We start from the raw sequence: 24,639 nt of genomic DNA on the forward strand, positions 1-24,639 counted from the left end.
TGACCTGGTCGTGTGACGCAGCGGAGCACTGGCGTCGCGGCCGGTCACGCCCGTCCGCCGCTGGAGACCGTATGACCGAGCGCACGGGCTACGGGGCACCGCAGTGCCCCGCCGGAGCCCACGACGACCCCGAGCACGTCCGTGACCACTTCGACCCGCCGTCGCCGGACCTACGGTCGCCCGCGACCTCTTCGCCGACCGCGGGCGCTGCGAGCTGTTCGGGGAGCTGTGCAACCCGATGACCGCGCACGCGCTGATGGACGCGCTCGGGGTGCCCGAGCCCGACCGGGACCGGCTCGCCGACCTCGCCGTCGCGCTCGTCCGGGGCCGCGCCGAGGGCAGCACCCAGGCCGACGAGATCTCCGCGTACTTCACCGGCCTCGCCGCCGCCAAGCACCGGGAGCCCGCCGACGACCCCGTCTCGGCGCTGACCACCGCGACGGTCCACGGGCGCCCGCTCACCGAGGAGGAGATCCTCGACTACTGCGTGATCCTGCTGCCCGCGGGCTTCGAGACGACCGCGAGCTCCATGAGCTTCGTGTTCCTGCTCCTCGCCGAGCACCCGGAGCTTCAGGACGAGGTGCGCGCCGCTCCCGAGCGCATCCCGGACGCCCTCGAGGAGCTCCTGCGCCTCGCGACGCCGACGCGCTCGCACACCCGCACGGTCCTCGCCGACACCGAGATCGGCGGACGCCGGCTGCGCGCCGGTGAGGCGAGCCCGAGAACCGACCGAAGGGCCCCTTCGCTCGACTAGATCGAGCGAAGGGGCCCTTCGGTCGGAACGGCTCGCGCACCACCCCTAGGAGCTGCGCTTCTGCACCTCTTCGGTCAGCTGCGGGCTGATCGAGAACAGGTCGCCCACGACACCGAAGTCGGCGATCTCGAAGATCGGGGCCTCGGGGTCCTTGTTGACCGCGACGATCGTCTTCGAGGTCTGCATGCCGGCGCGGTGCTGGATCGCGCCGGAGATGCCGAGCGCGATGTAGAGCTGCGGCGACACCGTCTTGCCGGTCTGGCCCACCTGGAACTGGTTGGGGTAGTAGCCGGAGTCGACGGCGGCACGCGAGGCGCCGACCGCGGCGTGCAGCGAGTCGGCCAGACCCTCGACGACCGAGAAGTTGTCGGCCGAGCCGACACCGCGGCCCCCGGCGACGACGACGTTCGCCTCGGTGAGCTCCGGGCGGTCGCCGCCGACGATCGGCTGGCGGTTCGACACCTTGGCCGACGTCGCCTCGTCGATCGCGGGGACCTCGACGGTCTCCTGCGCGCCCGCCCCGGCGTTCTCCTCGGGGTCGATCGAGCCGGCGCGCCACGAGACCACGGCGGTGCCGGTGGTCGCGCGGGACTGCACGGTGAAGGCGCCACCGAAGATCGAGTGGGTGCCCTCGCGCTCGCCGTCGATGTCGACGAGGTCGTTGAGCCAGCCGGAGTTGGTGCGTACGGCCAGGCGGCCCGCGACCTCGCGGCCGTCGGCGCCCGCCGCGATCAGCACGGCCGGCGGCGAGACCCGCTCGACCAGCGTGGCCAGCGCATCGACCTGCGGGGTCGACAGGTAGTTCACGGCGTCGTCGGACTCGGCGACGTAGACCTTCTCCGCGCCGTGCGCGGCCAGGCCCTCGGCGAGCTTCGCCGCGGTGCCCGGCGTGCCGACGACGACGGCCGACGGCTCGCCCAGCCGGCGGGCCGCCGTGAGCATCTCGTAGGTGTTCTTCTTGATCTCCCCGTCGACGTGGTCGACGAGGACCAGCACTTCGCTCATGTGCGGTTGCTCCTCTTCGGTGGTCCGGGGTGATCAGATGAGCTTCTGGCCCACGAGGAACTCGGCGATCTTCGAGCCGCCGTCGCCCTCGTCGGAGATCTTCTGACCGCCGGACTTCGGCGGGCGCGGGGCGAAGGAGTCGACCTGGGTCAGCGAGCCCGCGAGGCCGACCTCTCCGGCGTCGAGGCCGAGGTCGGAGATGCCGAGGGCACTGACCGGCTTCTTCTTCGCGGCCATGATCCCCTTGAACGAGGGGTAGCGCGGCTCGTTGATCTTCTCGCCGACGCTCACGACGGCGGGCAGCGCCGAGGTGACGTCGCAGGTGCCCTCGTCGGTCTCACGCTTGACGTTGGCGGAGCCGTTCTCGACGGTCAGGGCTCCCGCGTGGGTCAGCGACGGCCACCCGAGGACCTCGCCGACCATCGCGGCCATCGCGCCGCTGCGGCCGTCGGTCGCCTCGTTGCCCGCGAGCACCAGGTCGACCTCGCCGACGGTGCCGATGGCCTTGGCCAGCACCTTGGCGGTGGTCACGGCGTCCGAGCCGTGCAGCGCCTCGTCGTTGACGTGGACGGCCTTGTCCGCGCCCATCGACAGGGCCTTGCGGACGGAGTCGGTGGCGCGGTCCGGGCCGACGGTGAGGACCGTGACCTCGGCGTCGCCCGACTCCTTGATCTTGAGCGCCTCCTCGACGGCGCGCTCGTTGATCTCGTCGAGCACCGCGTCGGAGGACGCGCGGTCGAGCGTCTTGTCGGCGTCGGAGAGGGTGCGCTCCGACCAGGTGTCCGGCACCTGCTTGATCAGCACGACGATGTTCATGGGCCTTCTGCGACCTCCTGTGCTCGCATCCGTCCCGGCGGGACGTTGTTACCGCTCAGTAAGGTACCCGTCGGTAACTTACCTCCTGCCCCGACTCTCCCACGCTCCGTGCGCGGTGGCAGCGTGGCGTACACCTCTCTTGTTACTCGCTAGTAGGGTGTAGGCCCCTACCGCCCGGTAACAACGGAGCGCCCGATTCGGGCGATATCCTGGTCGAACACGGGGCGGAAAGACCGCCTCGCCCTCCGTGAGGAGTCGTCGTGCCCGGTCTGTTCTCGAAGATCCAGGAGTTCCTGAAGAGCCCGCAGGGACGCAAGTACGCCGACCAGGCCAAGCGCTACGCGCAGGACCCGAAGAACCGCCAGAAGGCGCAGGACGCGCTGAACAAGTTCCGCGGCAAGGGCGGCGGGCAGGGCGGCGGGCAGGGCGGCGGGCACTAGAACTACGAGCGCTGCCCCGCCGTCGTCCCCGCCGTCGTCCCCGCCGTCGGCGCCCGGCGGGGCAGTCTCGTCGCCCCGATGACGGCGACGAGACAGAAGGCGAGCGTCCACCAGAACGTGTCGGCGAAGGCAAGCGCGACCCCCGGTTCGCCCAGCGGACCACGCGCGTCGAGCCTGCTCTGCAGGATCACGGCGAGCACCGCCGTCCCGACCGACCCGCCCAGGGTGTTGAGCAGGTTCAGCGCGCTCGAGGCCCGCGGGAGCTGCGCGTGCGGCATGGACGAGTAGACGATGCTCATCACCGGCGCCCCGATCATGCCGAGCCCGATCCCCCGCACCAGCAGTGACGCGACGATCAGCGGGTCGGACGGCACGCTGCCGAGCTGGGTGAACAGCACCGTGCCCACGGCGATCAGCCCGATCCCGGTGAGCACCAGCGTGCGCGGCGCGACCTTGTCCACGGTCCGGTTGACGACGATCGAGCCGACCGCGGCCCCGATGCCCTGTGGGACGAGCAGCAGGCCCGCCGCGAACGGTGTGAGGCCGCGCCCGATCTGGAAGTACAGCGGCAGCAGGAACATCGCGCCGTAGACCGAGGCGCCCAGGATGATCAGGGCGCTCGCGGCGGCCCCGAACGGCGACCGCGTGAACAGCCGCAGGTCGATGAGCGGGACACCGCGCATGCGCAGCGCGTGCACCACGTATCCCGCGAGCAGCGCCACTCCACCCACCAGCCCGAGGAGCACCGGTGCGGAGCCGAACGCGCGCCCGTTGCCGAGCTCGGTCAGCCCGAACACGAGCGCGGCCACGCCGGGCGGGAGCAGGGCCGCGCCGCGGACGTCGAACGGCGCGCCCTGAGCCGCCGGCGGGTTCGGCGCGACGAACCGCAGGGCCAGCAGGGCGGCGACGATCCCGATCGGCAGGTTGACCCAGAACAGCCACGGCCAGTCGGCGGCGCCGAGGATCGAGCCGCCCACGATCGGCCCGATCACCGGGGAGAGCAGCGGGACGACCCCGACGATGCTGATGATGCGCCCGATCCGCCGGGGTCCGGCCTCGCGGGCCACGAGGGCCTGCCCGACCGGCGGGAGGAGCCCGCCGCCCAGACCCTGGATCACACGGAAGACGATCAGGCTCTCGATCGACCACGACAGGGCGCACAGCAGCGAGCCGACGAGGAACAGGACGACCGCGCCGATCCACGTCCGCCGGCCCCCGAACCGGTCGACGATCCAGCCCGACGACGGCACGGCCAGCAGGACGGCGAGCAGGTAGGCCGTGGTCACCCACTGGATCTCGGTGACCGTGGCCCGGAACTCCTGCGCCAGCGTGTCGATGCCGACGTTCACGATCGTCGCGTCGAGCGTCGCCATGAACGTGCCGAGCACCAGCACGAAGGCGGTGCGCAGCAGGCGCGCGTCGATCGCTGTCGGACCAGCCGGTGGGTCGGTCACGGGCGGGGTTCTTCCCGGGTCGGCGGCAGTCAAGGCAAGGGTTACCTAACTATGGCAGGGTCGAGGTGATCGTCGAGGAGAGGAAGGACGGGGCATGGTGGATCGGGATCGACCCCGGGAGCGCGTCGCGGAGGCCCTGCGGGGCGCGGCGGGGGCGAAGGTGCCCTACCCCATCCGCGTCCGCCGCCTCGAGCTCGCCGGCACCCGCATGGTCGGTCCGGCGATGCTGCGCATGACGCTCACCGGTCCCGAGCTCGCGGGCTTCGAGAGCCACAGCGTCGTCGACGAGCACGTGAAGCTGATCTTCCCGGACGACGACGGCGGGCTGCGTGTGCCCGAGCAGGACGGGCTGGTGCTCTCCTGGCCCCGGCCGATGCCGCCGACCCGCGACTACACGGTCCGCCGCCACGACCCCGAGGCCGGCGAGCTGGACCTCGACGTCGTCCTGCACCCCGGCGGGCTCGCCTCGGAGTGGGCGTCGCGTGCGCAGCCCGGCGAGCGAGTGTGGGTCGCCGGCCCGCCCGCGGGGCTCGCGGTGCCCGGCAGCTACGACCACTACCTGCTCGCCGGCGACACCACCGCGCTGCCGGCGATCCAGCGCTGGGTCGAGAACATGGCGCCGGACACCCGCGGGTGGGTGTTCGTCGAGGTCGCCGACGCGGCCGAGGAGGTCGACCTCGGTGCGCCCGCGGGCGTCACGGTCACCTGGCTGCACCGCGACGGCGTCGCGCCGGGACGCAGCGACGTCCTGGCGAGCGCCGTGCGCGCCCTCACCGTGCCGCCCGGCGAGTCGGTCTACGTCTGGGTCGCCGGCGAGGCGGGGTCGATCAAGCCACTGCGCCGCTGGGTGCGCGACGACCTGGGCCTCGACGCCGCCGACGTCTCCATCACCGGCTACTGGAAGCTCGGCCTCGCGATGTTCGACGAGGACCACAACCCCGGTGACGGGGAGGCGCACGGGCACGGTCACGGTCACGGGCACGCCCACGCCTGAGCCCTCACGCCAGCGCCCGCGCGATCACCGGCCCGATCGCGGCCCACCCCCGCGGCGACACCATCGCCCCGTGGTCGCCCTCGACCTGGTGGGCGACGAGGCGCCGGGCGCCCACGAGCGAGCGCCAGGCCTCGGCGAGCTGCTCGCCGTCGCCCTGCGCGCCCTCCGGCCCCTCCGTCGCCGCGAACAGGGTGAGGGTGCCGTCGTAGGTCGGGGCGTGCGACGCGGTCCGGATCGCCACCGTCCGTTCGACCGCCCGGCGCACCGTCGCGAGCAGTTCCGGGACGTCCTGCGCGGACCCCGGCGGCAGGGCGGCACGCAGCTCGCGCTCGACGGTGTCGGCGTCCGGACCCCGCCCGTCGGCGCGCTCGGCCGCGAGCGGACCGGAGTCGATCATCCCCGCGAAGGCCACCTCCTCCCCCGCCGCGGAGAGCAGAGCCGCCAGGGAGTGCACGACGTTGCCGCCGAACGAGTAGCCGAGCAGGTGGTACGGGCCCGCGGGCCGGATCTCCCGGATCGTCGCGAGGTAGCTCGCCGCGAGCTCGTCGATCGTCGTCGCCGTCACCTCCGCTCCGTCGAGGGACGGCAGCTGCAGCCCGATGACCGGCCGGTCGGCGGGCAGCTCGCGCACCAGCCCGGTGAAGACCGTCGCGAACCCGCCGGCGGGGTGGACGCAGAACAGCGGCGCCGCGGAGCCGGAGCGGCGCAGCGGCAGGACGTGGGCGCGAGGGAGATCGATCACGTCGGCGTCGGGACCACCGGACGTCCCGATCGTGGCCCGGGCCGCGATCCCCGCGACGGTGCCGCCCTCGAGCACGTCACGGACCGACAGCTCGACGCCCTGGCGCCGCGCCCGGGAGACGAGTGCGAGGGAGACGATGCTGTCGCCGCCGACGTCGACGAACTCGTCGTCGAGCTCGATCGCGTCGTTCTCCAGCACCTCCCGCAGCACACCGAGCAGCACCGACTCGGCGGGTGTGCTCGGCGTCCGGGACGGCGTCGCGCTGTGCCCGGGGTCGGGCAGCGCGCCCCGGTCGAGCTTCCCGCTGGGGCCCAGGGGCAGGCGATCGAGGGGCACGATCGCCGTCGGCACCATCGCCGTCGGAAGGACCGCCGCGAGGTCCGCCCGCAGCCTCACCGGGTCGAGGTCCGCCCCGTCGACGGGGACCACGTAGCCGACCAGGCGACGCTCGCCGGGCCGGTCCTCGCGGATGTCGACGACCCCGGCGCGCACGGCGGGATGCCGGGCCAGCGCCGCCTCGATCTCGGCGGGCTCGATCCGCACGCCGCGAACCTTCACCTGGTCGTCGGTGCGCCCGAGGTAGACGAGCTGGCCGTCGGCGCGCCAGCGCACACGGTCGCCCGTGCGGTACATCCGCTCGCCGGCGGGTCCGAAGGGGTCGGCGACGAACGCCCCGGCGGTCTGCCCGGGCAGGTTGAGGTAGCCGCGCGCCAGGCCGCGCCCGGCGAGGTAGAGCTCGCCGACCATGCCGACGCCGACCGGCCGCAGCCCGGGGCCGAGGACGTAGGCACGCACGTCGGGATCGGGACGCCCGATCGGCAGCGTCCCCTCGTCGGTGTCGAGCGCCGGCTCGGCGGGCTCGTAGCGCCAGGTCACCGCGTTGATCGTGACCTCGGTCGGGCCGTAGGCGTTGAAGAGCGCCCGGCGACCGTCGCCCCAGCGCCGCGCGAGCGCGGGGTCGAGCCGCTCGGCGCCGACGACCATGAAGACGTCGGGGTCGATCCGGGCGTCGTCGGGCATCGCGGCCAGGAACGACGGCAGCAGGTTGATCCCGGTGACCCGGTGCTCGGTGACGTAGTCCAGCAGCTCGGGCCCCGGCAGCCGGACCTCCTCCGGCGCGATCACCGAGGTCCCGCCCGAGAGCAGCGGCAGCATCGTCTGCCACATCGCGACGTCGAAGCTGGTCGTCGCGAAGTGCAGGTAGCGCTCCTGCCCGACGCCGACGACGTCCTCCTGCAGCGCGATCAGGCCGGCGAAGCCGCTGTGGCTCACCGCGACGCCCTTCGGCCGGCCCGTGGTGCCCGAGGTGTAGATGACGTAGGCGAGAGCGTCGTCGGTCAGGCCGCGGCGGGCCTCGACCGGGTCGGTGTCCTCGGCCCCCTCGACCAGCTCGGGATCGTCCAGCTGCAGCACGGGGACGTCGGTGAGCGGCAGGTCGAACGGGACGTCGCTCGTGGTCACGGCGGCGACCGCGTGCGCGTCGCGCGCCATGTACTCCAACCGGTCGCGGGGGTAGTCCGGGTCCATCGGCACGTAGACCGCGCCGACCTTGAAGATCCCGAGGATCGCGACGACCATCTCGACGTCGCGGCGCAGCAGCACGGCGACCGGCTGCTCCGGCGCCACGCCGCGGGCCAGCAGGGCGCGGGCGAGGCGGTTGGCGCGCCGATCGAGCTCGGCGTAGGTCAGCGACCGGTCCCGACATTCGACGGCAGCCTGGTCGGGCCGCGCCGCGACCTGGGCCGCGAACTCCTCCAGGCAGCCGCCGCGGACGCGGTGGCCGGCGACGTGCTCGGTGCCCGCCGCCAGCACCAGGGCCTCCTGCTCCGGTTCGAGCAGCCGCAGCCGGGAGACCGCGCGCCCGGGGTGCTCGACCATGTCGCGGAGCAGGGCGCACAGTCGGTCGCCGATGTCGCGCACGGCGGCGTCGTCGAACGCGTGCCGCTGGTAGCCGAACCGGACGACGATGCACGGCTCCGGCAGCACGACGACGTTGAGCGGGTAATGGGTGCCGTCGTCGGTGTCGACGCCGTCGAGCTGGACGCCGGGAGCCAGAGCCACGCCGGTCCGCGCGGACATCGGCAGGTTCTCGGTGACCAGCAGCGTGTCGAACAGGTCGCCCACCCCGACCGCCCGGTGCACCTCGGCGAGCCCGACGTGGTGGTGGTCGGTCATCGCGACCGACTGCTCGTGCATCGCCGCCAGCACCTGCTCGACGGTGTCGCCGTCGCGGTGGGCGAGGCGCACGACGACCGTGTTGCCGAGCTGGCCGATCATCGTCTCGATGCCGTCGACCTGGCCCGAGCGCCCGGAGACCGGCGTGCCGAACAGGACGTCGTGGCGGCCCGTGAGCCGCGCGAGCAGCAGGCCCCACGCGGTCTGGACGACCGTCGCCAGCGTGACGCCCCGGGCCCGGGCGAAGGCCCGCAGGTCGTCGGAGAGCGCGCGGTCGAGCGTCGTCTGCCGACGCGCCGGGCGCTCGAGGCCGGCGCCCGTGGCCGCCGGCGCGAGCCGGGTGCCCTCGTCGACGCCGGCGAGGCGGTCGCGCCACGCCGCGAGCGACGCCGCGCGGTCCTGGCGGGCGAGCCAGCGCAGGTAGTCGGTCACCGGGGCCAGGACGGGCGCCGGGGCGCCGCCGCCGAGCTGGTCGTAGATCGCGAAGAGCGTCCGGCACACCAGCGGCATCGACCAGCCGTCGAGCAGTGCGTGGTGGTTGGTGACGACCAGCCGGTGATCCGTCCCGCCCAGCGTGAGCAGGGCGAACCGGATCAGCGGCGGACGGGCGGGGTGCCAGTCGCGGTCCCTCTCGGCGCGGGCGGCGTCGGTGACGGCCCGCTCCTGCTCTTCGGGGGGCAGAGAGGACAGGTCGACCGAGGACCAGCCGAGCTCCACGTCCACGGGCACGACCTGGACGACCTCGCCGGACGCGGCGGTGGTCAGCGCGCTGCGCAGCGCGGGGCTGCGGCGCAGCAGCTCGGCGGCGGCCTCCCGCAGGCGCGCCGGGTCGAGGGCGCCGGTGAGGTGGTGGACGCCCTGCACGAGGTACACCTCGGCGTCCCCGGCTTCTCGCGCGAGGCTGTGCACCACGAGCCCGGCCTGCAGCGCCGTCGCCGGGAGGGCCTCGCGGATGTCGCCGTCGAAGTCGACGCCGGCCGGGTCGACGACAGCGGCGACGTCAGGGTCGACGTCTGGGTCCGGCAGCGCCTCGTCCTCGGCGCCGGCCTCCTCGCCGCGACGGGCCAGCGACGCCAGCGACGCCAGATCCGACGCCGCGAGCAGCTCGCGCGGCCGCAGCTCGAGACCGTGCGCCCGCAGCCGCGAGCACACCGCGATCGCGGTGATGCTGTCGCCGCCGAGGCCCACGAAGTCGTCGTCGGTGCTGACTCGAGCACCCGCCTTCTCGAGGCCCAGGACGTCGGCGAGCACCGCGGCCAGCGCCCGCTCCGACGGCGTCTCGGGGGCGCGCCCCGAGCGGGCGGACGGCGGCGCGGGCAGGGCGCGGCGGTCGAGCTTGCCGCTGGTCGTGGTCGGCAGCTCGTCGAGCACCACCACGACCGACGGGACCATGTGCTCGGGCACGCGGTCGGCGAGGGCGCGCCGGACCTCGTCGGGCGCTCGATCCGACACCACGTAGCCGACCAGCTGGGGACGACCCGCGTCCGTCCGCACCGTCGCGGCCGCCGCGCGCACGCCGGGCAGAGCCGCGAGCTGTCCCTCGACCTCGCCGATCTCGATCCGGTAGCCGCGGATCTTCACCTGGCCGTCGCCGCGGCCCAGGTAGTCGAGCCCGCGGCCCGGCACCCAGCACGCCAGGTCCCCGGTGCGATACATCCGCTCGCCGGCCGGGCCGAACGGGTCGGCGAGGAAGCGCTCGGCGGTGGTCCCGGGGTGGTTCAGGTAGCCGCGCGCCAGGTGCGGTCCGGCCAGGTAGAGCTCGCCGACCGCGCCGTGCGGCACCGGCTGCAGGGCGACGTCGAGCAGGTACACGCGGGTGCCCGGCAGCGGTCCGCCGATCGTGGGGACGCCCGGGGTCAGCGCCGCGGCGGTGGCGTCGACCGACGCCTCGGTCGGCCCGTAGACGTTGCGCGCGGCCACCCCGGACTCGACCACCCGCTGCCACAGCGCGGGCGGCGTGGCCTCGCCGCCGAGGATCAGCAGGGCCGGCGGGCGCGCGCCGGTGAGCAGGCCGAGGTCCACGAGCTGCGTCGCCATCGAGGGCGTCGTGTCCACCACGTCGATGCCGTCGGCGCCGAAGGCCGCGAGGAGCTCCTCGGCGTCCTTGGTCAGGTCGGCGTCGTAGAGGTGCAGCTCGTGGCCGTGCAGCAGCCAGAGCAGCTGGTCGACCGAGGCGTCGAAGGCGAACGAGTAGGTGTGCGCCACGCGCAGGGCACCCCGGTCGGCGAGCTCGGGAGCAGTGGCCGGGTGATGCGCCAGCAGGCCGGACAGTCCCCCGGCGCGGACCAGCACGCCCTTGGGCTTGCCGGTCGAGCCGGAGGTGAAGATGACGTAGGCGAGCCGGTCGGGCGCGAGGGACCGGGCCTCGGGTGCGGTGGGCGGCTGGGCGTCGGCCTCGGCGCGGAGGTCGGCGACGTCGAGCCCGGCCTCGCCGACCACCAGGGCCGGGCGGGCCTCGTCGATCAGCTCCTGGCGCCGCGCGGCGGGGTGCGCCAGGTCCAGCGGCAGGTAGGCGGCCCCGGCGTCGAGCGCCGCGAGCAGCGTGACGACGAGGTCGACCCCACGCGGCAGCGCGACCGCCACCACGTCGTCGGTGCCGATCCCCCGCGCCCGCAGCGCCCGCGCGGTGCGGTGCACCCGTGCGGCGAGCTCGGTCCCCGTGAGCCGCTCGTCGCCGCAGACCAGGGCCGTGCCCCCGCCGAGCCGATCGATCACCGTCGCGACGTCCTCGGGGATGTCCGCGGCCGGTCCGGACCAGTCCGCCAGCAACCGCTGCTGCTCGTCGGGGCCGATCAGGTCGACCGCGCCGATCGCCGGGGCGGCGGGCGCGGTCAGGGAGTCGACCACCCGCAGCAGCGACCGGGCCCGCCATTCGACGCCGGCCTGGTCGGTGAGACGGTCGTCGACCTCGAAGCCGAGCGTCAGCCCGCCGTCGGCGGTGGGCGTCGCGGTGAGCTCGTAGTCCTGGGGCGGGCCGCCCGCCACGTTGCGCATGACGCCGGCGGAGCCGGCGAAGTCGATCGTGTAGTCGAAGGCCTTGAGGTTGATCCCGCCGACGAGCACGGCGCCGAGCCCGGGCACGCCCAGCTCGCGCGGCAGGTCGGCGCCGCGGAAGCGCTGGTGCGAGCGCATCTCCTTCATCCGCTCGGCGACCCGGCGGCTGAGCGCGTCGAGCCGGTCGTCGCCGCGCACGGCGACCCGCAGCGGCAGCAGGTTCACCGCCATCGCCGGCGTGCGCAGGGCGGCCTTGCCGACGCGGCACATCAGCGGCATACCGATCACCACGTCGGACTCGCCGTGCGCGCGGTGCAGGAAGGCGGCGAAGCAGGCGATGAGGACGTCCGCCCAGGTGCTGGACGTCTGCTCCCCGAAGGCGCGGAGGCGGGCGACCGTGTCCGCGTCGACGACGACGGACGCGGCGACGGTGCGCTCGGGGGCCCCGGACGCGGTGCGCGCGGCACCGGTGGGCTCGGGCAGCGGGGTGAGCCGGTCGCGCCAGTAGGCCCGGTCGCGCTCGTAGCGCTCGCCGGTGCGGTACTCCTGGTCGGCCCCGACGAGGTCGGCGATCGCGCCGAACTCGGGCGCCGGCGGCCCGGTACCCCGGACCAGGGCGGTGTAGTGCGCGGCGGCCCGGCGGGCGATCATGGCCGCCGAATACCCGTCGATGATCACGTGGTGGTAGAGCTGCACCCACCACACCGCGCGGTCGGACAGACGCAGGAGCGTCTGGCTGTCCAGCCGGCGGTCGACCATCCCGCGGCAGGCCTCGGCGGCCCGCGCCCGGATCGACGCCACCGCGGCGTGCGCAGCGGCGACGGGGTCGGGATCGCCGCGCAGGTCGATCACCTCGGGCGGACGGGCGGGCTCGTCGGTGAGTGTCTGGCGCGGTCCGGACGGGGTCTCGTGGAACCGCAGCCGCAGCGTCTCGGCCTCGTCGGTGGTGCGGCGGACGGACTCGGCGAGCGCCCCCACGTCGAGGACGTCGACGACCTCGCGGCCGTCGATCTCGACGACGTCGCCGACGAGGTAGTGCGGCGAGTCCGGCTCCAGCCACTGCGCGTTCCAGATGCCCAGCTGGGCACCGGTCAGCTCCAGTAGCTCGGCCTGCGCCCGGACAGCAGTGCTCAACCCGTCCTCCCGTCCCACGGGGGACGGGCATCGTCGACCCCTGCCCGAGTCGTCCCCACTGCCGAATCTGGTTAGGCAACCCTAATTCACCATCTCGGGGACACCCACGCAAGCGACGGGGGCGTCGGCCAGGTCACTCCTGGTGCCCGAAACGCCACGTCGGGCGATCACCCGGCTGGTGCACTGATGCAAGGCTGCCCTAACCTCCGTCGACGACGAGGCTGGTCGACGAGAGGGAGGATCCGTGGGCCCTGTGGGCAGAGACGCCGCAGCCGTCCGAGGAGCGACGTCGGGCGGACGGCCCACCCTGCGGGCGCTGCTCGCCGGGCTGGCCGCACTCCTGGTGCTGGCCGGCTGCGGCGGCGGCGAGCCGGGCGGCGCGTCCGGCGGCGGCGAGACACGCACCGTGCAGTCCGAGCGCGGCCCGATCGAGGTCCCCGCCGCTCCGCAGCGCGTCGCCGTGCTCTCGGGCAGCCTCGCCGGCGACCTCTTCACCGTCGAGGCGCCGGTGGTCGCGGCCGACCCGCGCGTCCTGGGCGTCCAGGCCGACGCCTCCGGCTTCCCGCCGAGCTGGTCGGCCCAGGCCCAGCAGCAGGGCACGCAGCGGCTCGCGAGCGAGGGCGCCGGCCTGTCGATCGAGCAGGTGGCCGCGGCCCGTCCCGACCTGATCATCGGCGGCGGGCAGGGCTTCACCGCGGCGCAGGCCGCGAACGCCTACCCGCAGCTGCAGGAGATCGCGCCGACGGTCCTGCTCCCGGCGTTCACGCAGTGGCAGGACCAGCTCACGCGGATCGCCGAGGTCGTCGGCCGCTCCGACCGCGTCCCGGGCCTCCTGCAGGCCTACCAGGACAAGGCCGCGCAGGTCCGCGGTGCACTGCGCCTGCCCCCGCAGCCGACGGTCTTCCTCTACCAGGCCCGCGACGGCAAGTCCTACGTCGTGACGCCGACCGCGGCCCTGCCGCGGATCGCGACCGACCTCGGCTTCACACCCGACGACGTCATCCGCAAGGCGAACAACCCGCCGCTGTTCGGCACCGGCGACTCGTTCGAGGTCAGCCAGGAGCTCCTCCCCCAGGTCGCCGACGCGCCCACCGCGATCTTCCTGCCGATCGGGCAGGTCCCGCTCGACCAGCTGCGGACCAACCCCGTCTACGCGCGCCTGCCGGCGGTCGCGAGCGGCAACGCCGACGAGGTGCCCTCGACGAGCTTCCGTCCGGACTACCGAGGGGCGATGAGCACGCTCGACACCTTCGCGACCCTGTTCCGCTGAGCACCGCTGCGAGGAGGAAGGATCCCGATGCGCGTCGTCCTGTTCGGCTACCAGAAGTGGGGAGCGCGGCTGCTGGCCGCGCTGCTCGAGTCCCGCCACGAGGTGGTGCTGACGATCAGCCACCCCGAGGAGGGCGAGTGGGCGCCCGCGATCTTCTCCGAGTCGATGGGCGATCTGGCCCGCGGGCACGGCATCCCCGTCGTCTACCGCGACAAGGCGGTCGACGACGAGCTGGTCACCACGATCAAGGAGTCCGGCGCCGAGATCGGGCTGGCCTGCAACTGGCGGACCTGGATCAGCCCGGAGGTCTTCTCGGCGCCGGAGCGCGGCACGGTGAACACCCACGACTCGCTGCTGCCGAAGTACGCGGGCTTCTCGCCGCTGAACTGGGCGCTGATCAACGGTGAGAGCCAGGTCGGCGTCACCGCGCACTGGATGGACGCCGATCTCGACCGCGGCGACATCATCACCCAGCGCACGGTGCCCGTGACGCCGACCGACACCACCGAGGACCTGTTCCACCGCACCGTGGAGCTGTTCGGGCCGCTCTCGCTCGACGCGTTCGACCGCATCGAGCACGGTCCGCACGACTGGCTGCACCAGGACCCGGAGCACGCGTCCTTCTTCCACAAGCGCGCCGATCCGGACAACAGGATCCACTGGGACCGGTCGGCGCGGGACCTCGTCAACCTCGTGCGCGCCCAGACCGGGCCGTACCCCAACGCCTGGTGCCTCCACGAGGGGCGCCGGCTGCGGGTGCTCGAGGCGTCGGTGTCGCGGGAGAAGGCCGGTGGCACGCACGGGCGGGTGTTCGCCCGCGAGGGCCGCGGCGTGATCGTCGTCGCCGGTCCGGAGTCGTGGCGCGGCGGGCAGCACGGTCTGGTGCTGCAACGGGTCCTCGACTCCGACGGGACCGAGCACGTCGCCGGCGACTACTTCCGTCGCATGGGCGACTACCTCGAATGACCAGCACGGCAGCACCGGCCGCCGCGGAGCGCGGCGCGCCGCCCCTGGCCGGAGGGACCGCCCGTGCGGCGGGCCTGCTGGTCGGGCTGGCGCTGCTCGTCGTGGCGGTCCTGCTGTCACTCGCGGTGGGCGCGCTGCCGGTCTCGCCGGCCCAGGTGATCAGCGCGTTCACCGACTGGGCCGGCACCGACGCGCACGTCGCCGTCCGGGAGCTGCGGCTGCCCCGCACGCTGATCGGGATCGCCGCCGGCGCGGCGCTGGCGGCGGCCGGCACGGTGATCCAGGGCGTCACCCGCAACCCGCTGGCCGACCCCGGAATCCTGGGCATCGAGGCCGGGGCCGCGTTCGCGGTGGTGACCGCGATCTACGTCCTCGGCATCACGGCCGTCACCGGCTACGTGTGGTTCGCCCTGGTCGGGGCGGGCGTGGCCGCGGTGGTCGTCTACGCCCTCGGGGCGTCGGGCCGGGCCGCGGCGAGCCCCGTGACCCTGGCCCTGGCGGGCGCGGCGGTGACCGCACTGCTGATGGCACTGATCTCGGCGATGGCCCTGCTCGACGCCGGCACCCTGGACGCGTTCCGGTTCTGGGTGGTGGGTTCGCTGTCCGGGCGCGACCTCGGGATGCTCGCCGGCGCCGGGCCGTTCATCCTCGGGGGCCTGCTGCTCGCCCTCGCCTCCGGCCGGGTGCTCAACGCGTTGGCCCTCGGCGAGGACGTGGCGCGCTCGCTGGGCCAGCGCGTGGCGCTCTCCCGGGCGCTCGCCGCGCTCGCGGTCGTCTGCTGCGCGGGCGGCGCCGTCGCGGTCGCGGGACCGATCGGGTTCGTCGGCCTGGTCGTGCCGCACGCGGCCCGGGCCCTCGTCGGGCCCGACTACCGGTGGATCGTGCCGTACGCGCTGGTCATGGGCCCGATCCTGCTCCTGGTCGCCGACGTGCTCGGCCGGGTCCTCGTGTCGCCGGGCGAGCTGCAGGTCGGGATCGTCATGGCCGTCATCGGCGCGCCGGTGTTCATCTGGCTGGTGCGCCGCGGGAAGTTGGTGCAGCTGTGACGGGCACCGTGACGCGCCGGGTGCCCGTGCGCTCGCGCGGCTTCTCGCGGCTGGTCGATCTCCGCCTGCTCGCGGTGTGCGCCGGGGCAGTCGTCATCGGGATCGTCGCCACCGCGCTGTCGGTGAGCCTCGGGGAGTTCGCGATCCCGCTCGGCGACGTCGCCGCGACCCTGGTCGGGGCGGGCTCGCGGACCGACGAGTTCATCATCGTCGGGCTCCGGCTGCCGCGGGCGCTGGTCGGGCTGGGCTGCGGCATGGCGCTCGGGGTGTCCGGGCTGATCTTCCAGACGCTGGTGCGCAACCCGCTCGCGGCTCCCGACATCATCGGCGTGACCGGCGGCGCGAGCCTGACCGGCGTCGCGATCCTCATCCTCGGCGCGCCGCCCGCCCTGCTGCCCGTGGGCGCGTTCGTCGGCGCGGTCGCGTCGGCGACGCTGGTCTACGCGCTGGCCTGGCGCGGCGGGCTCTCCCCGTACCGGCTGGTCCTGGTCGGCATCGCGCTGGCCGCCGCGACGACGGCCGGCACGCAGTACCTCCTGGTGGTCGGCGAGCTCATCGACGTCCAGCGCGCCGCGGTGTGGCTGATCGGCAGCCTCAACGGGGCCACCTGGGACGAGCTGTGGCCGCTGGGGCTGGGGCTGCTCGTGCTCTTCCCGGCCACCGCCGCCCTGACCCGCGCCCTCGACGCCCTCTCGCTGGGCGAGGAGTCGGCGGTCGCCCTGGGCGTGCCGGTGCAGCGCGCCCGCCTCGGCCTGGTGGTCGTGGCGGCGGCGCTGGCGGCGTTCGCGGTGGCCGCGTCGGGGCCGATCGGGTTCGTCGCGTTCATCGCCCCGCACATCGCCCGGCGCCTGTCCGGGCTGACCGGCGCGGCCGTGCTCCCCGCGGCCGCGCTCGTCGGCGGGGTGCTGGTGATGGTGTGCGACCTCGTCGCCCGGCTCGTCCTCGCCCCGCTCGAGCTGCCCGTCGGTGTCGTCACCGCCGTCGTCGGCGCGCCCTTCTTCCTGTATCTGCTCCGGCGCGCCAACCGTCCGGTCCGAGGAGGCTGAGGTCGACGTGAGCGAGGAGACGCGGAGCGGAGCGTCGGGTCTGCACGCTCGTGAGCTGACCCTGGGCTACGGCGGCGACCCGGTCGTCGCCGACCTCTCCCTCGAGCTGCCTCCCGGGGCGATCACCGCGATCGTCGGCGCCAACGCGTGCGGCAAGTCGACGCTGCTGCGCGGGCTGGCGCGCCTGCTCGCGCCGCGCTCCGGGGCGGTGCTCCTCGACGGCGCCGAGCTCGCGAAGCTCGGGACGCGCGAGATCGCCCGGCGGCTCGGCCTGCTGCCGCAGTCCCCCGCGGCGCCGGAGGGGCTGACGGTGGAGGACCTCGTCGCGCGCGGCCGCTACCCGCACCAGTCGTGGCTGCAGCAGTTCTCCCGCGACGACCAGGACCACATCGAGTGGGCTCTCGAGGTCACCGACACGGTCGGGCTGCGCCGCCGCGCGCTCGACCAGCTCTCCGGGGGCCAGCGGCAGCGCGCGTGGATCGCGATGGCGCTGGCGCAGGACACCGAGACCCTGCTGCTCGACGAGCCCACGACCTTCCTGGACATGGCCCACCAGGTCGAGGTGCTCGACCTGCTCGCCGACCTCAACCGCGACCAGGGCCGCACCGTGGTGATGGTGCTGCACGACCTCAACCAGGCGGCGCGCTACGCCGACCACCTCGTCGCCATGCACCGGGGACGCATCCACGCCCAGGGGCCGCCCGCCGAGATCGTCGACGCGGACATGGTGCGCACGGTGTTCGGGCTCGACGTGCGGATCGTGCCCGATCCGGAGGAGCACACGCCGATGTGCGTGCCCGTCCGGCGGCGCCGGCGGCGGTCCGAGGTCGCTGCCGGTGACGCCGTGGGTGACGCCGAGCACGAGCCCCTGGCGCCCGACCCTTCCTGACCAGCACGCTCGACGAGAAAGGAACCAGCCATGGCGGAACCGGCGGAGGCGGTGAGCCTCGACCGTGACCGGATCCGGGCCGACATCGCGGCGGCCCTGGGCGAGGCACCCGAGGACGTCGGCGACGACGACGACCTCATGGACCTCGGCCTCGACTCGATCCGGCTCATGAGCCTCGTGGAGCAGTGGCGCGCCGAGACCGGCTCCGAGATCGGTTTCGTCGACCTCGCCGAGGAACCCACCGTCGCGGCCTGGAGCCGCCTGTTCAACGGAGCGTGATCCGATGACGAATCCCTTCGACGATCCCGACGGCCGTTTTCTCGTCCTCGTGAACTCCGAGGGCCAGCACAGCCTCTGGCCCGTGTTCGCCGACGTCCCCGCCGGCTGGACGGTGGTGTTCGGTGCCGAGGGAACCGACGGCGAGCCCGGCGCCGACCGCGCCGCCGCGCTCGAGTACGTGGAACAGCACTGGACCGACATGCGCCCGCGCAGCCTCGTGGAGCGCATGGACGCCGCCGGCTGACCTCACCCGACCTGCGGTTACTGGCTGGTATCGCTCGCTGGGCGAGCGATACCAGCCAGTAATGCTCCGACGCGCCGCCCCGCGCCGGTCAGGTCGCGCGGACGGGCTCGGCGGCGCGCAGGTCCCGGGCCGGGGTGAGGCGCGCCGCCAGTAGGTCGGCGAGGCGGGCCGGGGTGGGCGCATCGAAGACGTCGCGCACGGACGGGGTCACGCCGAGCTCCTCGCCGACGCGCGACATCAGCACCATGGCCAGCAGCGAATGCCCGCCGAGGGCGAAGAAGTCGTCGTCGGGACCCACCGCGTCGAGACCCAGGACCTCGGCGACGATCGCGCAGAGCCGCCCCTGCGTGCGGTCCTCCGGCTCGGTGCGCGGGGTCGGGGCGGGCAGGCGCGCCGGGTCCACGCGCCCGTCGGCCGTGCGCGGGAAGGCGTCGACGACCACGACGTCCGCGGGCACGAGCACCGCGGGGAGGACCGCGGCGAGGCGGTTCCGGACGTCCGCGGGCGCCTCGCCGAGGACGTGGGCCACCAGCCGGTCGTCGCGCACCGACACCGCGGCCGCCGCGACGCCGTCGAGGGCCTCGAGCGCCGCCTCGACCTCGCCGGGCTCGACGACCCGACCGCCCACGGTGAGCAGCCCGTCGACGCGCCCGAGCGGGTGCAGCGTGCCGTCGTGGTCGCGGCGCACGAGCTCGCCCGTGCGCGTCATGCGCGCCCCCGGCACGCCCGTCGGGTCGGCGACGATCCGGGCGGCGGTCAGCCCGGGGAGCCCCGCGTAGCGTTCCGGGAGCCCCGCGCCCCCGACGTAGAGCTCCCCCGCCGCGCCGTTCGGCACGTCCTGCAACGCCCGGTCGAGCACACGCGTCGTGATCCCCGGCCGCGGACGCCCGTCCGGGGCGAGCCAGGAGCCGTCCCACGACAGGCCGAGCGCCCCCCGCAGCGCCGCCCGCGACACCACGAGCCCGACCGGTCGGCCCTGTCCCGCCGCGACGGGCACGACGAGCGCCGGATGGGCGTCGTCGGCCTCCGGTCGCAGCGACGCCTCGGGAAGCGGCTCCCCCACGTCCAGCGTCGCCAGACCCGCGGGGAGCACGTCGCGCGTCGCCGCGCTCACCAGACCGAGCACCGGGGCCGCCTCGGCGAGCAACGACGCCGACCGGGCCGGCGGGGCGTCGACGTCGACCGGCAGCACGCACGCGCCCGCGTGCAGGACGGCCCGCGCCGCGGCGTCGCGCTCGGCACCGGCCGGCAGGGCGAGGGCCACGGTGGTCCCGGGACCGGCGCCCGCCTCGCGCACGCGCGTCGCCAGGCCGTCCACCGGCCCGAGCAGGGAAGCCAGGTCGCGGACCGGGGCGGGCGCTCCCCGGCCCGCAGCGACGACCGCCGCGCGCTCCTCGGCGTCGAGCAGCGGCACGGCGGCCAGGGGCGTGTCGGGCGCGGCCTCGGTCAGCGAGCGCAGCAGCCCGTCGAGGTGGGCCTGGTGGCTCTCGAGGGCGGCGACGTCGTAGGTCTCCGGGTTGGCGTCCACGTCGAGAGCGAGCCCGCCGTCGGGGAGCCGCTGGACGTGGACGGCGACGTCGTGCACCGGTCCGCCCGAGACGGGGCGCGTGACACCGGTGGTCCGCGCACCGAAGCGCAGCAGATCCGGGGGCCGCACGTTGACCCACGGGCCGACCAGCGCGGCCTCCCCGCGGGTGCCGTCGGCGGCGTCGAGCCGCAGGTCGCGGCGCAGGTCCTCGAACCGGTAGTGCTGGTGCGCGCGCACGGCGGCCAGTTCGACGACGACCTCGGCGACGAGCTCGCGCACCGTGGCCCTCGGCCGTGGCGCCACGCGCAGCGGCACGATGTTGACGAGCATCCCCGGCGTCCGGGCCGCGGGCGCGCCCGGCGTGCCGAGCCGTCCCATCATCGGCACCCCGAGCACGACGTCCGGGGCGCCCCGCCCGACCGCGAGCCGGTGGAGGTAGAGCGCGACGCCGGCCAGCACCATCTCCGGCCAGTGCCCCGTGCCCCGGTCGGCCGCGGCCTCCATCCGCACGACGACCTCGGGTGGCAGGGTGCTGCTGCGGCGCAGCCGCGTGCGGGTCACGCGGCGCGTGCGTCCGGCGAGGGTGGCGGGCTCCGGCGGCCCCGGGAAGCGCTCGGTCCAGAACGCGCGGTCGTCGTCGACCGCCTTCTGCCGGGCCTCGGCGTCGGCGGCCACCAGCTCGGGCAGGGTCCCGGCCCGCGACGGCGGCGCCGCGTCGACCGCGAGGCGCGCCCCGTAGAGCGTCGCGACGCGCCGGGCGATCAGGGAGAAGCCGTACGCGTCCATCACCACCTGGTGGTAACGGTGGAACCACACGTGGTGGCCCTCGTCCAGGCGCAGCAGGGCGTGGGAGAAACGCGGCCCGTCGTCCAGGTCCGACGGTGCGCCCAGGGCCTGCTCGATCCACGCCTGCGCCGCCGTCTCCGGGTCGGGCTCGTCGCGCAGGTCCACCCGCTCCACGGCCCACGCGGCCCGCTCGTCCGGGGCCAGCGGGACCTGGCGCGGCCGCCCGTGGCGGACGAGGAACCGCACGTGCAGCGCCTCGGTCTCCTCGACCGCATCGTGGATCGCCGCGGCGAGCACCTCGCCCGCGAGCGGGCCGGTGATGTCGACCCGCGCGCCGGTGGTGTAGATCGGGTTGGCCGGGTCGAGCTGGTGGGCGAACCAGATACCTTCCTGCGCCCCGGTGAGGGGCAGGTCGATCGTCACGCCGGCGCCCGTCGCGCCGCGTGGTCGAACGCCCCGAGCACCGCGTCGGTCGGGAGCACGACCCCGCAGCGCTGGGCGGTCCAGGTCAGCGCCTGCTCGTGGTGGGCGCGCGAGAAGTCGGCGAGCGCGTCGGCCAGGAGGAACGGCTGGACGTCGCGCATGAACGCCTCCACCGCGGTGACCATGCACCCGATGTGCGCGTAGATCCCGGTGATCAGCAGCTGGTCGCGCCCGGCCTCGGCCAGCAGGTCCTGCAGCGAGCTGCGCTGGAACGCGCTGTAGCGCCATTTCGTCAGCACCTCGTCGCCGGGCTCCGGGGCGAGCTCGTCGACGATCGCCACGACGCCCGGATCCTCGAGGTAGGCGGCGGCCGGGCCGCGGCCCCAGAAGTCGTCGAGCAGGCCGCGGTCGGCGGGCGGCTGCTCCCCCGGCTGCGCGGTGTAGACCACGGGCACGCCCAGCCCGCGGGCACGGGCCGTCAGCGTCGCGATGTTCTGGATGCAGACGCTCACCGGCTCCTGGTCCCGCGTGAACGGGGCCAGGAAGTAGCGCTGCATGTCGTGCACGAGCAGGACCGCCCGCGTGGGGTCCGGCGACCAGTCGGGGCCGCTGGACGGCAGCTCGTGCGACCGCGGCATCGGGTAGGGCGCGATCGACGGAATGCTCACGACGGGCTCTCCTTCTCTGCCTGCTCGGCCTGGTTCTCGGTGGCTCGCGCGGCCAGCGCCGTGCGCAGCGCGCGGCGGCTGGTCTTGCCCACACCGGTGACGGGGAAGGCGTCGACGACCTCGACGGTGTCGGGCACCTTGTAGGCCGCCACGCCGCGCTCGCGCACGAAGCGGCGCAGGGCGCCCGGGCGCGGCGCGTCCCGGTCGGGCACCGGGATGACGTAGGCGTGGGTGCGCTCGCCGAGGAAGTCGTCCGGGACACCGACGATCGCCGCGTCGACGACGTCGGGGTGCGCCAGGAGGTGGTTCTCGACCTCCTCGGCCGCGATCTTCTCGCCGCCCCGGTTGATCTGCTCCTTCACCCGGCCCGTGACGACGATGTCGCCGCGCTCGGTGATCCGGACGAGGTCGCCGGTGCGGTAGAAACCGTCCTCGGTGAAGGCCGTCGCGTTGTGCTCCGCGGCGCGGTAGTAGCCGCGGATCGTGTAGGGACCGCGGGTGAGCAGCGCCCCGACCTCGCCGGGCGCGACCTCGTGCTCGTCGGGGTCGGCGGGGTCGACCACGCGGATCTCGTCGTCCGGGGAGATCGGGCGGCCCTGGGTCTGCTCGACGACGTCGTCGGGGTCGTCGTCGCGGGTGTAGTTGACGAGCCCCTCGGCCATGCCGAACACCTGCTGCAGGCGGGCGCCCAGCGCCACGGGGATGCGGCGCGCGAGCTCGGCCGCGCACTTGGCCCCGCCGACCTGCAGCGTCGCGAGGCTCGAGAGGTCCTGGGTCGTGCTCGAGGCCGCCTGCACCCACGCCGCCGCCAGCGGCGGTACCAGGGCGGCCAGCGTGACCCGCTCGGAGGAGATCAGCCCGAAGCACGTGTCGGCGTCCGGCGACGGCGCGAGCACCGCGGTCCCGCCCGCGTGGACCACGCCGAGCAGGCCCGGCGAGCTCATCGTGAAGTTGTGCGCCGCCGGCAGGGCGGCGAGGTAGATCGTCTCCGACGACAGGCCGCAGATGTCCGCGCTGGCCCGCACGCTGTAGAGGTAGTCGTCGTGGGTGCGCGGGATCAGCTTCGGCAGGCCGGTCGTCCCGCCGCTGAGCTGCAGGAACGCGACCGACGACGGGTCCACGTCGTCGCCGGGCAGCGCGTCGCGCGGGGTGCGGCGCAGCGCCGAGAGCGGGAGCGCGCCGCCCGGCAGCCCGGTGTCCTCCCCATCGCTCCGGGCCGGCGCCGCGACGACGACGTGCCCCACGCTCGGCACGGCGGCGGCCACCTCGGCGGCCGCCGCGGCGTGGTCGAACCGGTCGTGCCGGGCGACGGTCACGATCGCGACCGCCTCGGCGTGCTCGGCGAAGTAGCGGATCTCGCTGCCGCGGTGCGCGGGCAGCGCGAACACCGGCAGGGCGCCGAGCCGGAACAGCGCGAAGATCGTCTCCAGGTACTCGGGGACGTTCGGCAGCCACACCACGACCCGGTCGCCGGGTGCCACGCCGAGCTCGGCCAGACCGGCGGCGAGACCGCGGGCCCGGGCGTCGAGCTCGGCGTAGGTCCAGCGCTGCGCGCCCGACGGGCCGGTGCCGACCACCGCGGTCCGCCCGCCGTGCTCGGCGACGGCGGTGTCGAGCAGGTCGGGGAACGTCTGCCCGGTCCAGTACCCCACCGCGCGGTAGCGCTCGGCGAACTCGGCGGGGTACGGGACGACGCCCTCGGCCACCACACCCCTGGCCCGTCTCACGGGGTGGCCTCCAGCCCCAGCGCCGTGAGCAGCGTGCGGAACTTGGCGGCGGTCTCGGCGAGCTCGGCCTCCGGACGCGAGCCCTCGACGACGCCCGCCCCCGCGTACACGCGCACGGCGCGCCCGGCGACCTCGGCGCAGCGGATGGTGACCGCCCACTCGCCGTCGCCGGCGGCGTCGCACCACCCGACCAGCCCGGTGTAGAAGCCGCGGGGGAACTCCTCGAGCTCCTCGATGGCCGCGCGTGCCGCGTCGGTCGGCTCCCCGCACACCGCGGGCGTCGGGTGCAGTGCCTCGGCGAGCTGCAGCGACGTCGGCGCGGGGTCGCGGAGCTCGCCCTCGATGCGGGTGCCGAGGTGCCACAGCGACGCGGTCCGGGTGACGCTCGGCGAGGAGGGGACGTCGAGCGAGGTGCAGAACGGCTCCAGGCGCTCGGCGACGCGGTCGACCACCAGCGTGTGCTCGCGCAGGTCCTTCGTCGACCGCGCGAGGATCTCCCCGCGGCGGGCGTCCTCCTCGGGGTCCGGGCTGCGCGGGGCGGTCCCGGCGAGCGGATGCGACACGACGACGTTCCCCCGGCGGGCCGCGAGCAGCTCGGGGCTGTTGCCGAGCAGGGTGCGGCAGCCGTCCACCTCCGGGTCGGTGACGTCCGCGGCGAACACGTACCCGGAGGGGCTGCGGGCGGCGAGGCGCTCCAGCACCGCCGCGACGTCGAGCGGCTCGGGCGCGGTCAGCGTCGCCGCGCGGGCCAGCACGACCTTCTCGACGTCGCCCTCGGCGATCATCTCCAGCGCGCGGGTCACGGCCGCCGCGTACCGGGGCGGGGGCGGCTCGGCGCGGAAGTCCCACCGGGTGCCGACCGACGCGGGCGCCGACGGCGGCGCCACCAGCGGCGGGACCGGCGGCGCGTCACCCTCGTCGCGGGCCACGGTGGGCGTGCGGTGGACGCGCGCGGGGACGACGAGGCGGGCCTCGCCGTGCGCGAACCCGACCGCGCCCACCACGAGCGGGTCGGGGTTGCCGGCCGTGCGCTCGGCGGCGAGCGTCGCGGCGGCGATGGCGCCGACCGAGCCCGGCGCGGCGCCCGGCACGCGGGTCCGCACCCCGGTCGTGCGCAGCGTCATCTCGCGGGTCGAGAAGAGGAAGGCGCCCGGGCCGGAGCCCGGGCCGGGCGGGACGTCGACCGACACGTCGGGATCCGGACCGGCGCTGGTCGGGATGCTGGTCATGGGTGTCCTCTCACACTGCGGGGCGGGGTG

Annotated in this window: 18 protein-coding genes; 10 read left to right on the forward strand and 8 right to left on the reverse strand. The window is 74.9% G+C overall.

Annotated features, from left to right (window positions below; genetic code table 11):
• Nucleotides 1–238 precede the first annotated feature (238 nt).
• Nucleotides 239–754: a cytochrome P450 gene (locus AC2A1K_RS01495; RefSeq protein ID WP_483894532.1), complete on the forward strand. Its 516-nt coding sequence runs from the start codon at nucleotides 239–241 to the stop codon at nucleotides 752–754.
• Nucleotides 755–799: 45 nt separating this feature from the next.
• Here the strand turns inward: AC2A1K_RS01495 and AC2A1K_RS01500 are convergent, their stop codons facing one another.
• Both AC2A1K_RS01500 and AC2A1K_RS01505 read right to left on the reverse strand, forming a co-directional pair.
• Nucleotides 800–1,759, reverse strand: a complete 960-nt coding sequence (locus AC2A1K_RS01500; RefSeq protein ID WP_483894533.1) for an electron transfer flavoprotein subunit alpha/FixB family protein — start codon at nucleotides 1,757–1,759, stop codon at nucleotides 800–802.
• Nucleotides 1,760–1,792: 33 nt separating this feature from the next.
• A complete protein-coding gene (locus AC2A1K_RS01505; protein ID WP_483894534.1) occupies nucleotides 1,793–2,575 on the reverse strand; it encodes an electron transfer flavoprotein subunit beta/FixA family protein in 783 nt (260 codons plus the stop codon).
• Nucleotides 2,576–2,835: 260 nt separating this feature from the next.
• Here AC2A1K_RS01505 and AC2A1K_RS01510 point away from each other — a divergent pair, with 260 nt between their 5' ends.
• Entirely contained in the window at nucleotides 2,836–3,015 is a 180-nt protein-coding gene (locus AC2A1K_RS01510; RefSeq protein ID WP_483894535.1) for a hypothetical protein, read from the forward strand.
• A 2-nt stretch (nucleotides 3,016–3,017) separates the two neighbouring features.
• Here the strand turns inward: AC2A1K_RS01510 and AC2A1K_RS01515 are convergent, their stop codons facing one another.
• Nucleotides 3,018–4,469, reverse strand: a complete 1,452-nt coding sequence (locus AC2A1K_RS01515; protein WP_483894536.1) for a DHA2 family efflux MFS transporter permease subunit — start codon at nucleotides 4,467–4,469, stop codon at nucleotides 3,018–3,020.
• Nucleotides 4,470–4,563: 94 nt separating this feature from the next.
• Here AC2A1K_RS01515 and AC2A1K_RS01520 point away from each other — a divergent pair, with 94 nt between their 5' ends.
• A complete protein-coding gene (locus tag AC2A1K_RS01520) occupies nucleotides 4,564–5,463 on the forward strand; it encodes a siderophore-interacting protein (RefSeq protein ID WP_483894537.1) in 900 nt (299 codons plus the stop codon).
• A gap of 4 nt (nucleotides 5,464–5,467) precedes the next feature.
• Here AC2A1K_RS01520 and AC2A1K_RS01525 read toward each other — a convergent pair whose 3' ends face one another.
• The gene (locus tag AC2A1K_RS01525; protein ID WP_483894538.1) at nucleotides 5,468–12,508 is read right to left on the reverse strand and encodes an amino acid adenylation domain-containing protein; all 7,041 of its coding nucleotides are present in this window, start codon (nucleotides 12,506–12,508) and stop codon (nucleotides 5,468–5,470) included.
• Between the two features lie 253 nt (nucleotides 12,509–12,761).
• On the opposite strand from AC2A1K_RS01525, the gene AC2A1K_RS01530 reads away from it, so the two are divergent.
• Genes AC2A1K_RS01530 through AC2A1K_RS01560 form a run of 7 tightly spaced genes read left to right on the forward strand, consistent with a single transcriptional unit; the run spans nucleotide 12,762 to nucleotide 18,248 of the window.
• Nucleotides 12,762–13,778: an ABC transporter substrate-binding protein gene (locus tag AC2A1K_RS01530; RefSeq protein WP_483894539.1), complete on the forward strand. Its 1,017-nt coding sequence runs from the start codon at nucleotides 12,762–12,764 to the stop codon at nucleotides 13,776–13,778.
• A 27-nt stretch (nucleotides 13,779–13,805) separates the two neighbouring features.
• Complete coding sequence (locus AC2A1K_RS01535) at nucleotides 13,806–14,744, forward strand: methionyl-tRNA formyltransferase (protein WP_483894540.1); 939 nt, start codon at nucleotides 13,806–13,808, stop codon at nucleotides 14,742–14,744.
• Complete coding sequence (locus AC2A1K_RS01540) at nucleotides 14,741–15,790, forward strand: FecCD family ABC transporter permease (RefSeq protein WP_483894541.1); 1,050 nt, start codon at nucleotides 14,741–14,743, stop codon at nucleotides 15,788–15,790. The genes AC2A1K_RS01535 and AC2A1K_RS01540 overlap by 4 nt, the downstream gene beginning before the upstream one ends.
• Nucleotides 15,787–16,836 (forward strand): FecCD family ABC transporter permease, encoded by a 1,050-nt coding sequence (locus tag AC2A1K_RS01545; protein ID WP_483894542.1) that lies wholly within the window; start codon nucleotides 15,787–15,789, stop codon nucleotides 16,834–16,836. Before AC2A1K_RS01540 ends, AC2A1K_RS01545 begins: the two co-directional genes overlap by 4 nt.
• A gap of 7 nt (nucleotides 16,837–16,843) precedes the next feature.
• Nucleotides 16,844–17,725: an ABC transporter ATP-binding protein gene (locus AC2A1K_RS01550; RefSeq protein ID WP_483894543.1), complete on the forward strand. Its 882-nt coding sequence runs from the start codon at nucleotides 16,844–16,846 to the stop codon at nucleotides 17,723–17,725.
• Nucleotides 17,726–17,755: 30 nt separating this feature from the next.
• Complete coding sequence (locus AC2A1K_RS01555) at nucleotides 17,756–18,004, forward strand: phosphopantetheine-binding protein (protein WP_483894544.1); 249 nt, start codon at nucleotides 17,756–17,758, stop codon at nucleotides 18,002–18,004.
• A 4-nt stretch (nucleotides 18,005–18,008) separates the two neighbouring features.
• Nucleotides 18,009–18,248: an MbtH family protein gene (locus tag AC2A1K_RS01560; protein ID WP_483894545.1), complete on the forward strand. Its 240-nt coding sequence runs from the start codon at nucleotides 18,009–18,011 to the stop codon at nucleotides 18,246–18,248.
• 88 nt (nucleotides 18,249–18,336) lie between these two features.
• On the opposite strand, the gene AC2A1K_RS01565 is transcribed toward AC2A1K_RS01560, so the two are convergent.
• Genes AC2A1K_RS01565 through AC2A1K_RS01580 form a run of 4 tightly spaced genes read right to left on the reverse strand, consistent with a single transcriptional unit; the run spans nucleotide 18,337 to nucleotide 24,609 of the window.
• Entirely contained in the window at nucleotides 18,337–20,985 is a 2,649-nt protein-coding gene (locus AC2A1K_RS01565; protein ID WP_483894546.1) for a condensation domain-containing protein, read from the reverse strand.
• On the reverse strand, nucleotides 20,982–21,653 hold the full coding sequence (locus AC2A1K_RS01570) for an isochorismatase family protein (RefSeq protein ID WP_483894547.1): 672 nt from the start codon (nucleotides 21,651–21,653) through the stop codon (nucleotides 20,982–20,984). The genes AC2A1K_RS01565 and AC2A1K_RS01570 overlap by 4 nt, the downstream gene beginning before the upstream one ends.
• Nucleotides 21,650–23,380: a (2,3-dihydroxybenzoyl)adenylate synthase gene (locus tag AC2A1K_RS01575; protein ID WP_483894548.1), complete on the reverse strand. Its 1,731-nt coding sequence runs from the start codon at nucleotides 23,378–23,380 to the stop codon at nucleotides 21,650–21,652. The genes AC2A1K_RS01570 and AC2A1K_RS01575 overlap by 4 nt, the downstream gene beginning before the upstream one ends.
• Entirely contained in the window at nucleotides 23,377–24,609 is a 1,233-nt protein-coding gene (locus tag AC2A1K_RS01580; RefSeq protein ID WP_483894549.1) for an isochorismate synthase, read from the reverse strand. Before AC2A1K_RS01580 ends, AC2A1K_RS01575 begins: the two co-directional genes overlap by 4 nt.
• Between the last annotated feature and the right edge of the window lie 30 nt (nucleotides 24,610–24,639).

Source organism: Actinomycetospora sp. 2LY8.5, from assembly GCF_057180585.1.